This is a genomic window from Flavobacterium cupreum, assembly GCF_003996965.1.
GTDB lineage: Bacteria > Bacteroidota > Bacteroidia > Flavobacteriales > Flavobacteriaceae > Flavobacterium > Flavobacterium cupreum.
In genome coordinates this window covers 299,521-313,956 of sequence record NZ_QWDM01000003.1, presented here as the reverse complement: position 1 = coordinate 313,956, position 14,436 = coordinate 299,521, and the positions used below count along the sequence as shown (strand labels likewise).

General features: G+C 36.1%; 13 protein-coding genes. 11 read left to right on the top strand and 2 right to left on the bottom strand.

All coding sequences use genetic code 11. The annotated features are described in order from the left end of the window. Nucleotides 1-16 precede the first annotated feature (16 nt). Complete coding sequence (locus D0817_RS26620) at nt 17-454, top strand: hypothetical protein (RefSeq protein ID WP_161568418.1); 438 nt, start codon at nt 17-19, stop codon at nt 452-454. Nucleotides 455-497: 43 nt separating this feature from the next. On the opposite strand, the gene D0817_RS06120 is transcribed toward D0817_RS26620, so the two are convergent. Continuing rightward, on the bottom strand, nt 498-1,595 hold the full coding sequence (locus D0817_RS06120; protein WP_127337519.1) for a DNA alkylation repair protein: 1,098 nt from the start codon (nt 1,593-1,595) through the stop codon (nt 498-500). A gap of 238 nt (nt 1,596-1,833) precedes the next feature. On the opposite strand from D0817_RS06120, the gene nadC reads away from it, so the two are divergent. The 5 genes from nadC to priA all read left to right on the top strand — a co-directional run bounded on the left by nadC (nt 1,834) and on the right by priA (nt 7,440). Continuing rightward, nucleotides 1,834-2,691: a carboxylating nicotinate-nucleotide diphosphorylase gene (gene nadC, locus D0817_RS06115; protein WP_127337518.1), complete on the top strand. Its 858-nt coding sequence runs from the start codon at nt 1,834-1,836 to the stop codon at nt 2,689-2,691. A gap of 153 nt (nt 2,692-2,844) precedes the next feature. Continuing rightward, the gene (locus D0817_RS06110) at nt 2,845-3,768 is read left to right on the top strand and encodes a YihY/virulence factor BrkB family protein (RefSeq protein ID WP_127337517.1); all 924 of its coding nucleotides are present in this window, start codon (nt 2,845-2,847) and stop codon (nt 3,766-3,768) included. Nucleotide 3,769: 1 nt separating this feature from the next. Beyond that, nucleotides 3,770-4,201 (top strand): DUF2147 domain-containing protein, encoded by a 432-nt coding sequence (locus D0817_RS06105; protein WP_127337516.1) that lies wholly within the window; start codon nt 3,770-3,772, stop codon nt 4,199-4,201. 18 nt (nt 4,202-4,219) lie between these two features. Beyond that, nucleotides 4,220-4,963, top strand: coding sequence for a subclass B1 metallo-beta-lactamase (bla-B1-FLAV, locus tag D0817_RS06100; RefSeq protein ID WP_127337515.1), 744 nt, complete (start codon nt 4,220-4,222; stop codon nt 4,961-4,963). A 26-nt stretch (nt 4,964-4,989) separates the two neighbouring features. Then, on the top strand, nt 4,990-7,440 hold the full coding sequence (gene priA, locus D0817_RS06095; RefSeq protein ID WP_127337514.1) for a replication restart helicase PriA: 2,451 nt from the start codon (nt 4,990-4,992) through the stop codon (nt 7,438-7,440). Nucleotides 7,441-7,442: 2 nt separating this feature from the next. Here priA and D0817_RS06090 read toward each other — a convergent pair whose 3' ends face one another. Beyond that, on the bottom strand, nt 7,443-8,141 hold the full coding sequence (locus D0817_RS06090; RefSeq protein WP_127337513.1) for a LytR/AlgR family response regulator transcription factor: 699 nt from the start codon (nt 8,139-8,141) through the stop codon (nt 7,443-7,445). 177 nt (nt 8,142-8,318) lie between these two features. Here D0817_RS06090 and rpsF point away from each other — a divergent pair, with 177 nt between their 5' ends. The 5 genes from rpsF (at nt 8,319) to D0817_RS06065 (ending at nt 13,355) form a co-directional block, all read left to right on the top strand. Beyond that, entirely contained in the window at nt 8,319-8,660 is a 342-nt protein-coding gene (gene rpsF / locus D0817_RS06085) for a 30S ribosomal protein S6 (RefSeq protein ID WP_007810575.1), read from the top strand. Between the two features lie 5 nt (nt 8,661-8,665). After that, complete coding sequence (rpsR, locus tag D0817_RS06080) at nt 8,666-8,962, top strand: 30S ribosomal protein S18 (protein WP_002987043.1); 297 nt, start codon at nt 8,666-8,668, stop codon at nt 8,960-8,962. Between the two features lie 66 nt (nt 8,963-9,028). Continuing rightward, nucleotides 9,029-9,469 (top strand): 50S ribosomal protein L9, encoded by a 441-nt coding sequence (gene rplI, locus D0817_RS06075; RefSeq protein WP_127337512.1) that lies wholly within the window; start codon nt 9,029-9,031, stop codon nt 9,467-9,469. Between the two features lie 100 nt (nt 9,470-9,569). Further along, complete coding sequence (locus tag D0817_RS06070) at nt 9,570-12,773, top strand: TonB-dependent receptor (RefSeq protein ID WP_127337511.1); 3,204 nt, start codon at nt 9,570-9,572, stop codon at nt 12,771-12,773. Nucleotides 12,774-12,881: 108 nt separating this feature from the next. After that, complete coding sequence (locus D0817_RS06065; RefSeq protein WP_127337510.1) at nt 12,882-13,355, top strand: DUF6495 family protein; 474 nt, start codon at nt 12,882-12,884, stop codon at nt 13,353-13,355. Nucleotides 13,356-14,436 lie beyond the last annotated feature (1,081 nt).

The window sequence follows — 14,436 nt, the reverse complement described above, 5'->3', positions numbered from 1 at the left end:
TTTTCGGATATAATGAATGAGAAATCAGACGGATTACGCCTGTTTATTTGTGGTAAATCCACAACATCTTAACCCGAAATTACTCGGGCTTCATTATACTATTTGGGGCGGCTGCCAGATACTTCCGCAGAAATTGGAAGTAAGAACAGAATGGTATGAGGATAACGGTTTTTTGATAAGAGGAGTGCTTTCGTCAAAAGACCATGCAATAACCGGAGTGGTATTGAGAACTTGTGCGGCACAACAATTACACGTGCAAAAAGGAGGACAAAGGTCCGACTCCTTCTCATGTGATTTACTATCAGTTTTGGATACCATTTCGTTGGTATGTGCTATTGAATCGCTCTGCAGCGAATCTGCACAGGGCAAAGACGACAGCACGATTAAATATACTGATAATATGATGTTAATCCATTTCACGGGAGTAAAGATAAGGATAAATGGTTTATGTTAAAATTATAATATTCTTAATTTTTATGAGGAGGATTCTTCTTCAGTTAAATCAGTTCAAAGCGCAGCGTTTGGCTTTCCGTTCCGTTTATGATAATCGACAATTCATGAATTCCCGTATGAAAAACGCGGGTAGTAATGAGCCTGAAAGACTGGTTTCGTTCAACTTTTACCAATTGATCCGGCTGATAGGTTTTCTCGCTTATTTTGAAGACTTTTTTGGCCAGATGTCCTTTTGCTTTCTTGTAATACACAGCATATTCCAAACGGACTGTTTTAGGTTCCTTGTTGAGGTTTCTTAAATGAAACTGAAATTGTAAAGCGTCCCCGATCTTTACCACCGGCGTTTTAATTTCAAAAGCGGATAGTTCAATATTTGAGCTTTCTAAACCATAATGGCTCAGGATTTCGGGATGTCCCTGTTTCAGTAAAGTTCTGCAGCCATGTTTGATAATTGCGTCTGTTTCTTTGCTAAGGCCTTTCCATCGCGCCGCAATTTCCAGAACGGTCTGAGGGTTGTCCTTCGCAATATCATTGAGGTTATTGGCAACGCTTCGGCGTACGTATTCGGAGGGATCGTTTTTAAGATTTTCCAAGATAGGCAGGATAGAAGCGGGGTCTTTTTTTAAGTACGGAATTGCCATTGCCCATGGTAATCTCGGGCGGCTTCCTTCACTGGCCAGTCGGCGCACATGATGGTTTTCGTGCAGCGACCACATTACCATTTCTTCGATCATTTTTTCTTTATATTTTAAAATGAAAGGGCGGACGGCAAATTCACAGCTGATAAACTGAGTAATCGAAACAAAGGCTTTCGCCGAAGTTTTGAAGTCGTCCAGACCGTACATTTCGATATAATCGGCAAAGAAAATAAAGGCCAGGTTTCCTTCTGTAAATTGATTTTTTTTCAGGTTTTCAATAATTTTATCGATTAAAGAAACCGCTTCCGGGAAATTCTCAGGCATGAACTGGTGCAAAACAACGGTGGTGTGTTTCATTCGGTCTTTCCATTCTTTTTGGGCAAAATCACCGGCATAAATACTATCGATAAATTTTTGTTTCTGAAATGCCGGATGTACTTCGGCTGCCGCCTGACTGAACTTTTCGTAAAAAGCAACCGAATAAATATCTTTAATTAATCCCATGGTTTTGTTTTGAATGAACCTCAAAGATATTTAATGTTCTTAACTCGCAGTGAACAAAGAAGAAAAAAATTAAACCCGTAAGAGCGTACTAAAAATTAAGCTTTATTCTTGATGAAAATCAGTCGGTTAGTGGTGAAAAAAAAGGAGTATTTGGGGTGTTAAAAAAACTTTTCAACTCCGTTCAACTTTCAAATCCACAAAATATGTCCTACTTTAGCATCTTATAAAATTCTAAAAAATGATTAGCCAATTACAATTTCAGACGGAATTACAACTATTGATTAGCAATGCGATTAGAGAAGATGTTGGGGCAGGCGATTACAGTTCGTTGGCCTGTATTCCTGAAACGGCGCATGGTCAGGCTAAGTTATTGGTAAAAGACCAGGGCATTATTGCAGGTGTTGCGCTTGCAAAAATGATTTTTGAATATGTAGATCCTGCTTTAAAAGTTAAAACATTTATAGAAGACGGTACACGCGTAGAATACGGGGAAGTTGTTTTTGAAGTTTCAGGCAGCTCCCAGTCTATACTGAAAGCAGAGAGAGTCGTTTTGAATACGATGCAGCGTATGTCTGCCATTGCGACTAAAACTAACCAGTATGTGCAGCTTTTAGAAGGAACGGGTGCCAAAATATTGGATACTCGTAAAACAACGCCAAATTTCAGGGCAGCTGAAAAATGGGCGGTGAAAATAGGCGGTGGTGAAAATCATCGTTTTGCACTTTACGATATGGTGATGCTAAAAGACAATCATATTGATTTTGCCGGCGGAATCACGCTTGCCATCAGGAAAACCAAAGATTATCTGAAAGCTAAAAATTTAGATTTGAAGATTATCGTTGAAGCCAGAAATTTAGATGAAATCCGTGAAATTCTGCTCAGCGACGGTGTTCACAGAATCCTGATTGACAACTTCAATTACGAAGACACTAAAACAGCCGTACAGTTAATCGGCTCTAAATGCCAGACGGAATCTTCCGGAAATATCAACGAAAAAACGATTCGAGAATACGCTTTATGCGGCGTAAATTATATTTCATCCGGCGCACTGACACACTCTGTTTACAACATGGATTTGAGTTTGAAGGCGTTTTAAGGAGTTGTGAGTTATGGGTTATGGTTTTTGAGTTATGAGTTACGGCTTGTGAGTTTAAATCTAAAATCTAAAATCTAAAATCTGAAGTCTATAATCTATATTCTATAATCTATATTCTATAATCTAAGAATCCAAAAATCTAAAATAATAACTATGTCTAAAGAAATAGAAGACCGGATTGACAAAATTCCGGTATTACGTTCTGTAGTTGGAGTTTTTAAGAGAATAAAACTGCCCTGGTTAGAAGGGTTTTCGTTATACGATTTACTGGAATTGTACACTTTAGGGATTCTGGAAGGTGCTTTTTCCTATCATGCCAGCGCGGTTTCATTCAGTTTTTTTATGGCGCTGTTTCCTTTTGCGTTATTTATTTTAAACTTAATTCCCTTTATTCCAATTGAAGGATTCCAGGCCGATTTTTTGCAGTTTGTGCAACAGGGTGTTCCGCCGAATACCTATGATGCCATCAGTAAAATTATCAGCGATATTTTAAATAACAGTCACTCCGGCTTATTGTCTTCGGGATTTTTGCTTTCTATTTTTTTGATGGCAAACGGTATTAACGGAATTTTAAGTGGCTTCGAATCGTCAAAACATGTGTTTGATAAAAGAGGCTTTTTTAGTCAGTATCTGGTAGCACTTGCCATTTCGCTTCTCATGACCATTATACTTTTTGTGACAGTGGCCACAATTGTAGTTTTTGAGGTTTTTATTCAGAAAACAATTATTCAGGATGTGCTGAGTGACCGCATTCCGCTGATCATATTAGGACGTTATGCGTTCGTTATTTTAATGATTCTCATAACATCCTCAATATTATTGCGTTATGGTACAAGACAGTACAATAAAGTGCCTTTTATCAGCATTGGATCTGTTTTTACGACGGTCTTAATTGTTATATCTTCATTCTTTTTTGGGATTTGGGTTATAAAATTCTCAAAATATAATGAACTTTATGGTTCAATTGGGACATTATTAATTCTAATGTTTTATATTTGGATAAACTGTATGATACTGCTTTTGGGGTTTGAACTCAATGCTACTATCAGAAAATTAAAACAAAAAAAAATAAAATAGTATGAAAAATTGGATGTTAACAATTGGAGTCTTCTTTCTAACAATAGGCTCTATTCAAAGTCAGAGTGTTATTGGAAAATGGAAAACAATTGACGATGAAACAGGTGAGGCCAAATCAATTGTAGAAGTTTACGAGAAATCAGGAAAAATATACGGTAAGGTAGTAGAAATACTTCGTGCCGATCATAAAAAAGATTTGTGTACAAGTTGTGATGGTGCCGAAAAAAATAAACCTATTTTAGGAATGGTTATCATCAACGGACTTAAAAAAGACGGTGCAGAATATAATGGAGGTACAATTCTGGATCCTACAAACGGAAAAAAATACAAATGTTATATCACATTAGATTCTGCTGATAAATTAAAACTTCGCGGTTATGTTGGTATTTCAATTATGGGAAGAACCCAATATTGGACCAGAGCAAAAAACTAATATTTTTTTGATATTCACATGCGAAAAGTAATAGCAATAGTCTTATTCTTATCAGCATTGTCAAACAGTTTCGGACAATCTAAGAATACGGCATTACCCATAAGTCATCTAACAGGTGACTTTTATGTTTATAAAACATTTCACGATTATAACGGAACCCGGATTTCTGCCAACGCCATGTATCTGGTTACGGATAAAGGTGTTGTAATGTTCGATGCACCCTGGGATGAAACACAATTTCAGCCATTATTAGACAGTATAAAAGCCAAACATAATAAAGAGGTTGTGATGTGTTTTGCAACGCATTCCCATGATGACAGGGTAGGAGGGATCGCATTCTACAAACAAAAGGGAATTAAAACCTATACCGGAAAAATCACAGACGAAATTTTAAAGAAAGAAAATAAACCAAGAGCAGCATTTGTCCTTCCCAATGATACGACATTTACCGTAGGACAATATAAATTTGAAGTGTATTATCCGGGAAAAGGACATGCGCCGGATAATATTATTGCCTGGTTTGAAAAAGAAAAAATACTTTACGGCGCCTGTTTTATAAAAAGCGCCAGTGCAGCAGATCTAGGTTATCTGGCGAATTCTGATGTAAAAGAATGGAAGAAATCTATTAAAAAAGTGCAAACCAAATTTAAAAATCCGGTGTACATAATTCCGGGCCACGAAGACTGGACCAATACAGAGTCTTTGAATCATACTTTAAAATTGGTGGAAGATTATTTGAATAAACCGTCAGGAAAGAAGTAATTTTGTAAATCATATAAAATAATTACATGTTTTTTGTCGAAGTCGTTCTGCCTCTTTCACTAGCTAAAACTTTTACTTATCGCGTTTCTGAGACTGAATTCCATTTTATTAAAAAAGGAATGCGGGTGGCCGTGCCATTTGGTAAAAACAAAATCTATACAGCACTTGTAACAGATACGCATGAGAATGCTCCGACACTATACGAAGCAAAGGAAATTCATCAGATTCTGGATGAAAAACCGATTGCAACCGAGATCCAGATCAAGCACTGGTTCTGGATCGCTAATTATTATATGTGTGGCATTGGCGACGTGTATCGTGGCGCTTTTCCAACCGGATTATTGCTGGAAAGTGAAACCATTATTTCGCATAAACCGGATACAGTGGTAAATGATTCTGAACTTTCTGATGACGAATTCTTAATTTATGAAGCGCTGCACCATCAAAGTTCACTTAAAATTGGCGAAATTGCTTCCATTTTAAATAAAAAAAATATTCTTCCGATTCTTCAGAAATTAATGGCAAAAGACATTATTGTTTTAGAAGAAGAAATTAAAGAAAGTTACAAACCCAAGCTGATCCGATATGTGAAACTCCACAGTAAATACGAAACAGATGAAGGTTTGGGACAATTATTGGACGTGCTTAAAAATGCCAATAAACAAAAAGAAATAGTTCTGGCTTATTTTCAGTTAAATGCTTCCGAAAAAAAGCCCATCACGGTTAAGAAGATCGTCGAAGCTTCACAATCCTCTCCGGCGGCTGTGAAGGCATTGATCGAAAAGGAAATTTTAGAAGAATATTTGCTGCAGCAGGACCGTGTTAATTTTGAGGGAAAAGCTTCAGAAAAACAATTACACCTGAGTGAAGCTCAGGAAAAAGCTTTTACTGAAATTAAGGAAAATTTTATTGATAAAGAGGTCTGTCTGCTCCACGGCGTAACGTCAAGCGGAAAAACGGAAATTTATATCAAATTAATTGAAGAATATCTCGAGACCGGAAAACAAATATTGTATTTGCTGCCTGAAATTGCCCTTACGACTCAGTTAGTATCGCGTTTACGACTTCATTTTGGAGATAAAATCGCTGTCTTTCATTCGAAATACAGTAATAATGAAAGAGTAGAAGTATGGAAACAAACACTCGAAAGTGCCGATAAGGCCCAAATTGTCATAGGAGCAAGGTCAGCCCTTTTTCTGCCGTTTGCCAGCTTAGGTTTATTGATTGTAGATGAAGAGCACGAGCAGACTTTTAAACAAACAGATCCTGCACCGCGCTATCATGCCAGGGATTCGGCTATTGTTCTGGCTAATTTTCATCAGGCGAAAGTGCTTTTAGGATCAGCAACACCCAGTATCGAAACCTATTTTAACACACAAAGTGGTAAATATGGTTTGGTATCGATTATGGAACGTTACAATAATGTGCGAATGCCTGAAATTGTGCTGGTTGATCTGAAAGATAAACATTTCAGAAAAAGAATGACAGGGCATTTTAGCGACCTCCTGACCGAAGAAATTGCCGAAGCATTGCAATTGGGTGAACAGGTGATTTTGTTTCAGAACAGGCGTGGCTATTCGCCTATCATTGAATGTCTGACCTGTGGTCATGTTCCGCATTGCCAGCAGTGCGACGTGAGTCTGACTTTTCACAAACATAAAAACCAGTTGCGTTGCCACTATTGCGGCTATTCGATTGCAAAACCTACACACTGCCATAGCTGTTCCAGTATTGACCTGACTACAAAAGGTTTTGGGACAGAGCAAATTGAACAGGAATTACTGGCTCTCTTTCCGAAAGCTAAAATTGGCAGAATGGACCAGGATACCACCCGTGGGAAATTTGGTTTCGAAAAGATTATTGATTCGTTTAAAAATCGGGAAATTGATATTCTGGTCGGAACACAAATGTTAGCCAAAGGCCTGGATTTTGACAATGTGAGCCTTGTTGGAATCATGAATGCCGACAATATGCTGCATCATCCTGACTTCAGGGCCTTCGAACGCAGTTTTCAGATGATGACACAGGTTGCAGGAAGGGCCGGAAGAGCTGAAAAACAAGGGAAAGTGGTAATTCAGACTTATAATCCCAACCATAATACCATTCAACAGGTAACAAACAATAATTATGCAGGTATGTATAAGGAGCAATTGTACGATCGCCAGATCTATAAATACCCTCCTTATTTCAGGATTATCAAACTGACTTTAAAACATCGTGATTTTGATAAACTCAAAGAAGGTTCCATGTGGCTGTATCAGGTGCTGAGCCAGAATCTGAATATACCAGTATTAGGGCCTGAAGAACCGGCTATCAGCCGGATAAGAAACGAATACCTTCGTACAATCCTGATTAAGATTCCACAAGACCTGCCGCTGGGAGGCACAAAAAAAACTATTCAGAAAATGTTGAATAGTTTTGAGGCTGTTGCTCCTTACAGAGCTATAAAAGTTGTGATAAACGTCGATTTTTATTAGGATTAAGAAGAAGTAGAAAGTGCTTTTACAAGATCTTCTTTCTTATTTCTGCTCAGTGGAATTTTTGTAATGCCAATTTCCGCAAATTTGCTGTTAAATCGCTCTACTTTATCAATATTAATAATATAGGATTTGTGCACACGAATAAATTTATCTTTAGATAGATCATTTTCAAAAGATTTCATGGTCGAAAGCACCAGATTGCTGTCGTCTTCTGTAACGACTCTTACATAATCTCCGAAAGCCTCGATCCATTTGATCTTTGCAGTGAAAATTTTGAGTTTCTTAAGGTTACTTTTGATGAAGATGTGTTCGCCTTCTTCTTCTTTTACTTCTTTTTTAAGCAAATGCATATCGACGGCCCTCTTAACGGAGGCGTTGAATCTGTCAACCGCTATAGGTTTTTGAAGGTAGTCGGTGGCATCATAATCAAATGCCTTTAGGGCATATTCAGCTTTAGAAGTGATAAAAATGATCTGAGGTTTGGATTTTAGTCCGTCAAGAAAGTCAAAACCATTGATAACGGGCATTTCTATATCAAGAAATATTAAGTCGATATTATTAAGAGAGATACAGCTTTTCGCTTCAATTGCGTTCGAAAAGTCACCAATTAAATGCAGGCCTGGGTGATTATTGACTAATTTTGCAATAATTGTCCTCTGTATAGAACTATCATCCACAACAACACAATTTAGTTTCATAACATTTAAATTTAGAATAAATTCAGGATAGCAATAGTAAATATATTATTTTTTTAGGGAAAAAACTAAACTTGAACGTTATTTTTTGTTTTTCAACGAATAAACGTAAAAAAATGTTGCAGATATAAATATATTCACTACTTTTGCACCCAATTTTAACAAATAAATATTGTATTTATGAATCATTATGAAACTGTTTTCATTTTAAATCCCGTTTTATCTGAGGTTCAGGTGAAGGAAACAGTAACGAAATTTGAAGAATTTCTTACTAGCAGAGGAGCTGAAATGGTGTCAAAAGAGGATTGGGGTCTGAAAAAAATGGCTTACGAAATCCAAAACAAAAAAAGTGGTTTTTATCACTTATTCGAATTCAAAGTAGCTGGAGAAGTTCTGATTGCTTTTGAAACTGAATTTAGACGTGACGAAAGAGTTATGCGTTTCTTAACTGTAAGTTTAGACAAACATGCTATTTCATGGGCTGAAAGAAGAAGAGCCAAATTAAAATCTACTAAAGCTTAATTATTATGTCTACAATAGAGCAATCTGCAAAAGGAAAAAAAGACGGAGATATCAGATATTTAACGCCTTTAAACATTGAAACTAACAAAACTAAAAAGTATTGTCGTTTCAAAAAATCAGGAATCAAATATATCGATTATAAAGATGCTGATTTCTTATTGAAATTCGTTAACGAGCAAGGAAAAATTCTTCCACGTCGTTTAACGGGAACTTCATTGAAATACCAAAGAAAAGTTTCTGTAGCTGTAAAAAGAGCACGTCACTTAGCTTTAATGCCATACGTGGCCGATTTATTAAAATAATATTAAAAGAATAGTTGTTGGTTTCCGGTAAGATGGAACCTAACTTCTCAAATAAAGGACAACAACATGGAACTTATTTTAAAACAAGACGTACAAAACCTAGGGTTTAAAGATGACGTAGTATCAGTTAAAGCTGGTTACGGTCGTAACTTCTTAATTCCTCAGGGATTCGCGCAATTGGCTACACCTTCTGCAAAGAAAGTATTGGCTGAAAACCTAAAACAAAGAGCTCACAAAGAAGCTAAAGTTGTTGCTGATGCAAAAGCATTAGCTGAAACTTTAAAAGCTCTTGAAATTAAACTTACTGCAAAAGCTGGTGGAGAGAAACTTTTTGGTTCTATCACAAACATCGACATTGCTGAAGCTTTAGAGAAATCAGGTAACGCTATTGATAGAAAATTCATCACTAGTGGTATCGTAAAACGTACTGGAAAATATACTGCTAACATCCGTTTACACAGAGATGTAATAGTTGAACTACCTTACGAAATTGTTGCAGAGAAATAACAGATTGTTAACTTTTTGTTAATAAAATATAAAAATCACTCCCCGGAGTGATTTTTTTTTGCCTAATTTTGAGGGAAATAACTCACTCAAAACCAGGAAAATGAAAAGAATCTTTGCATTATTGTTATGTGTCCTTGGGCTTACCACAGCGGCAGGGCAAACCACAACATCGAGTATTAAGGGTATTGTAAAAAGTTCTTCCAGCGAGCTTTTGCCGGGAGCTACCATTCTGGCAGTGCATACTCCGAGTGGTTCAAAATATTCTTCCTTGTCTAATGAAGACGGAAGATTTAATATTTTGAATATGAGAATTGGCGGACCTTATAAAATTACGGTTACTTTTGTAGGGTATCAGAATCAGGAATATAATGACGTTTACCTTGATCTGGGAAAAGTTTTTAATCTGGATGTTATTTTAGCAAATGAAAGCCAGACTTTGGAAGAAGTTAAAGTAGTTTCCAAAAATAAAGTCTTCCAAAGCGGGAGAACCGGCGCCGAGACCACAATTGGAAGAAGAGAATTGACCGCTTTGCCTACTATTTCAAGATCAGCAGAAGATTTTACACGTCTGGAGCCAACAGCCAGTGGTGGTTCGTTTGGAGGAAGAAACGATCAGTATAATAATTGTTCCTTAAACGGTGCTATTTTTAATAATCCTTTTGGATTAGATGCCGCAACTCCCGGAGGGCAGACCGGCTCCCAGCCCATCTCATTAGATGCAATCGACCAGATTCAGGTAGCTACAGCTCCTTATGATGTTACTTTGTCCGGTTTTACGGGTGCTTCCGTAAATGCGGTAACGAAGTCAGGAACTAATGAATTTCATGGGACTGCTTATGTATTTTACAGAAACCAGGATTTTACGGGAAGTAAAATAAAAGGCGAAAAAATATTTGTACCTTCTTTAGAACAAACTCAGGCAGGATTCAGTCTGGGAGCTCCGATTGTTAAAGATAAATTATTCATTTTCGGAAATTTCGAAATTGATAAAAGAAGCGATTTAGGGTCTAACTTCGTGGCCAACAACAATGATGGTGTTACCGGCATCAACGAATCAAGAGTGCTGGATTCTGATTTGATTGCGGTATCAAATGCCTTAACCAATTTAAAAGACGCCAATGGCAATAATTTTAATTACAATCCCGGAGCCTATCAGGGTTTCGTTCATAATTCAAATTCAACAAAAGGAATTGTAAAACTCGACTGGAACATTAATGATAACCATAAACTCGCTGTTATTTATAATTTTCTGGACGCTTCCAAGGACAAACCGGCGCATCCGACAGCCTTAGGGTTCAGAGGACCAAATGCCTCTATTCTTCAGTTTCAGAATGCCGGATACGAGATTAATAATAAGCTGAGTTCTTTTTTATTGGAGTTAAATTCAAAATTTAGTGAATCTGTTTCGAATAAACTGCAGGCAGGGTATACGTACTTTAATGATTTCAGGGATCCGTTTTCATCTCCTGCTCCGGTAATTAATATACAGGACGGTGCGGGATCGAACTATATTATTGCCGGTCATGAACCTTTTTCTATCAATAATACACTGAAACAGAAAGTAATTCAGATTACGGATAATCTGACGTACACAGTAGGAAACCATGCCTTTACTTTTGGTACCTCTTTTGAAAAATTTAATTTTGAAAACTCTTTTAATTTAGCGGGTTACGATAAATTTCGTGGGGCAACAGATCCGGTTCCTTATTACGGGACTTTCAGGCCTTACGCAAGTGTAGCAGACTTTTTAGCCGACGCCGCTTTGCCATTTGCATCCAGTTCAGTGGCTCAGAACATGCAACAGGCCATTGATACTTATAATTCTAAAAACAATAATGCTGTCGGTGCAGATAATGGCTGGAAGCTGGCAGAATTAAATGTGGGACAGTGGGCTTTTTATGCGCAGGATGACTGGAGTATTACGGATAATTTCAAACTATCTGTGGGACTGAGAGCAGATAAACCGCTGTATTTTAACACGGCAGATTTGATTCAGAAATATATTGATACGAATAATGGAGGATCAAAAAGAAATAACAATTTAGATTATTTTGATCCTGAAACAGGTAATGCCAGAAAATTAATTTCTACCGATCTGCCAAGCGATAAAATTTTGTGGTCTCCGCGAATTGGTTTTAACTGGGATGCGAGTGGTGATGCCACATCGCAGCTTCGAGGCGGATCAGGAGTTTTTACGGGCAGGATTCCTTTTGTCTGGTTAGGCAATCAGGTAAGCGGTGCAGATGACAGTTTCTTTCAGATTATGGATCCTGATTATAAATGGCCACAGGTGTGGAGAACAAGTTTAGGATATGATCATAAATTTGAGAGCAATTACATTCTGACTATTGATATGTCTTACAATAAAGATATTAATGGTGTTCATGTGCAAAACTGGGGCTTAAAAGATCCAACAGGAACTCTGGGAGGTGTAGATAACAGACTAATCTATACAGCGGCTGATAAAGGCGCAAATAGCGCTTATGTAATGACGAATTCTGATAAAGGGTTTGCGTTTAACAGTTCGGTTAAAATCCAGAAAACTTTTGAAAATGGATTATATGCAAGTTTAGCGTATAACTATTTAGTATCTAAAGATGTGAATTCTATAGAAGCTGAGATTACCGGAGATGCCTTTGCTTTTAATCCTGCTTTGGGGAATGTAAATAAAGACGTGCTTTCTAATTCTAAGTACGGAGACAATAACCGTTTTATTGGGGTAGGTTCCAAAAAATGGAAATACGGGAAAGATAAATGGGCTACTACAGTTTCTACTTTCTTCGAATATGCCAGAGGCGGACGTTTTAGTTATACGTACGGAGGTGACATCAATAATGACGGATCTGCGGTCAATGATTTAATGTATGTGCCTACAACAGCTGAAATCAGCCAAATGACCTTTACAGGAGGAGCAGCGCAGGGGGATGCTTTTAATAAATTTATTGAGCAGGATGATTATTTAAGAGACAGGAGAGGTCAGTATGCCGAGCGTTACGGGGCAATTTCTCCGTGGAGAGGAAAATGGGACATGAAAATTTTACAGGATTATAATTTCAAATTTTCATCTGCGTCAGAGAAAAAGAATACCATACAGTTTAGTATTGATATTCTGAATGTTGGAAATCTGCTTAATTCCGATTGGGGAGTGGTTCAGGTTCCTACCAGCGTACAGCCAATTGGAGTTACTGTGGCAGGGAATACGCCAACGTATACCTTTACCAATACACAGACAAAAACATTCAGCTATGATGCCAGTCTGAATTCAAGATGGCAAATGCAATTTGGTGTCCGATATATTTTCTAATCGTATAAAGATATTGTAAATTTGCCCCCTTATTTAAGGGGGCTTTTTTTTGTTTAAAAATGAAGACACTTGTAAAGGTATATAAAGGTTTAATTTGAAAGAATAATAATGAAATACGCAAGACTAACAAAAGAGCAGTTTGAAGAATTGCATGCAGAATTTTCAAGCTTTTTGGCAACGCAGGCAATTGATAAGGCAGAGTGGGACAGTATAAAGGAAAATAAACCTGAAGTTGCGGAACAGGAATTGGATGTTTTTTCAGATTTGATCTGGGAAGGTGTTTTGTCCAGGGCAGAATTTTTGGAACATTTTTCTAAAAACCATATTTTCTTATTTCAGTGTTTTGAAACTCATGTACAATCTATTGTTTTAAAATCGCTGGTTCCTGAAACTGATTTTCTGACACAGGATGGCTTGCAGTGGCTAAGTGATAATATGTTTACGGAAACAATAGAAATGAAGGTCGGAAAAAAAGTATTTACTGAAGATCGTAATGCTTCTATTTTCGAATTAATCCAGCAAGGCGCTTTCCTGAGTGACGGACAGTTATTCAAACAGATCAACACGATTATTGAATCTTAAACAATTTTAAGACGTCTTTTAGTGAAAAGTTAACTGACTGATGTTAAAATATTTACCTTTTTTAGGTGTTTTAACTTTTGTTTAATCTTTTGTATTTTATTTTACCCGTATTTCTACGTGTTTTTTTAGAAAAGATTAATATTTTAACTTTTTATTGCTTTTTGTAAGTTTTACTTTTCAAATGTACTTTTTGTTTTAACAAAAGAGTCTATTTTAAAGCATAAAAGTAGTACTAAACTTACTTTTTTTTTTCACAAAAAAGAGTTAAAAAAAATATGATATCGTTAAAGGTCTCATTTTAAGTCCGTAACGTCAATGATTGCAATGGATGAGCGCTTTTTTTTGGCTTCAGAATTTCACTAAACTTAAAAAAATAAGAAATTTAGTTTTGTTTTGTATTTTAATTTTAATTAATTTTAGTAAAAGAAAGTTAAACAAAATGATTTTTTAAAAACATTTATAAAGAGGTCCTTTTATTGTCACTTTATAAAATTAAAAACAGATCACTTTACTTATTTTTTTTTACAATTATTAAAGTTTAAAATTTTTAATAACTTAATTAATTTGCTTATGGAATTGACCAATACTCTCTTTATCAAATTTGCTTTAGGTCTTCTAATTATTTTAGCTTTATCTGTTTTGATTTTCAAAAAACTAAAATTTATTCCCCAATTAAATTTTAAGTTAAAAGCAAATTTGTTTTATAAATTTCAACATTTCAATTACATTAAGTTTTCACTTTTGTTTCCAAAACCCAGTCAGTTGTTTTGGAAATGAAACATATTGTCATGTCTAAATTTGAAATCCGATAATGCTTTATATTAAATTATGAATTCAATTTTTTAGAATTTATTTCTAATCAACAATTAACAGATTGCCTAATCAACTTTCTGTTACTATTGAATACATGTACAGTTATAGAATTCCCCAATTCTAGCTAGCTTAAAATTTTCTTTCATGAAAATTTGCACTACAACAAATCACTCCGTTTTGGAAGATTGATTAAGATCAATATTCCTGAAAATTTTTGAGTCAGTTTTTTATTCAGCGTGAATAAAAGAATGCTCTCATGTTCTTTCAT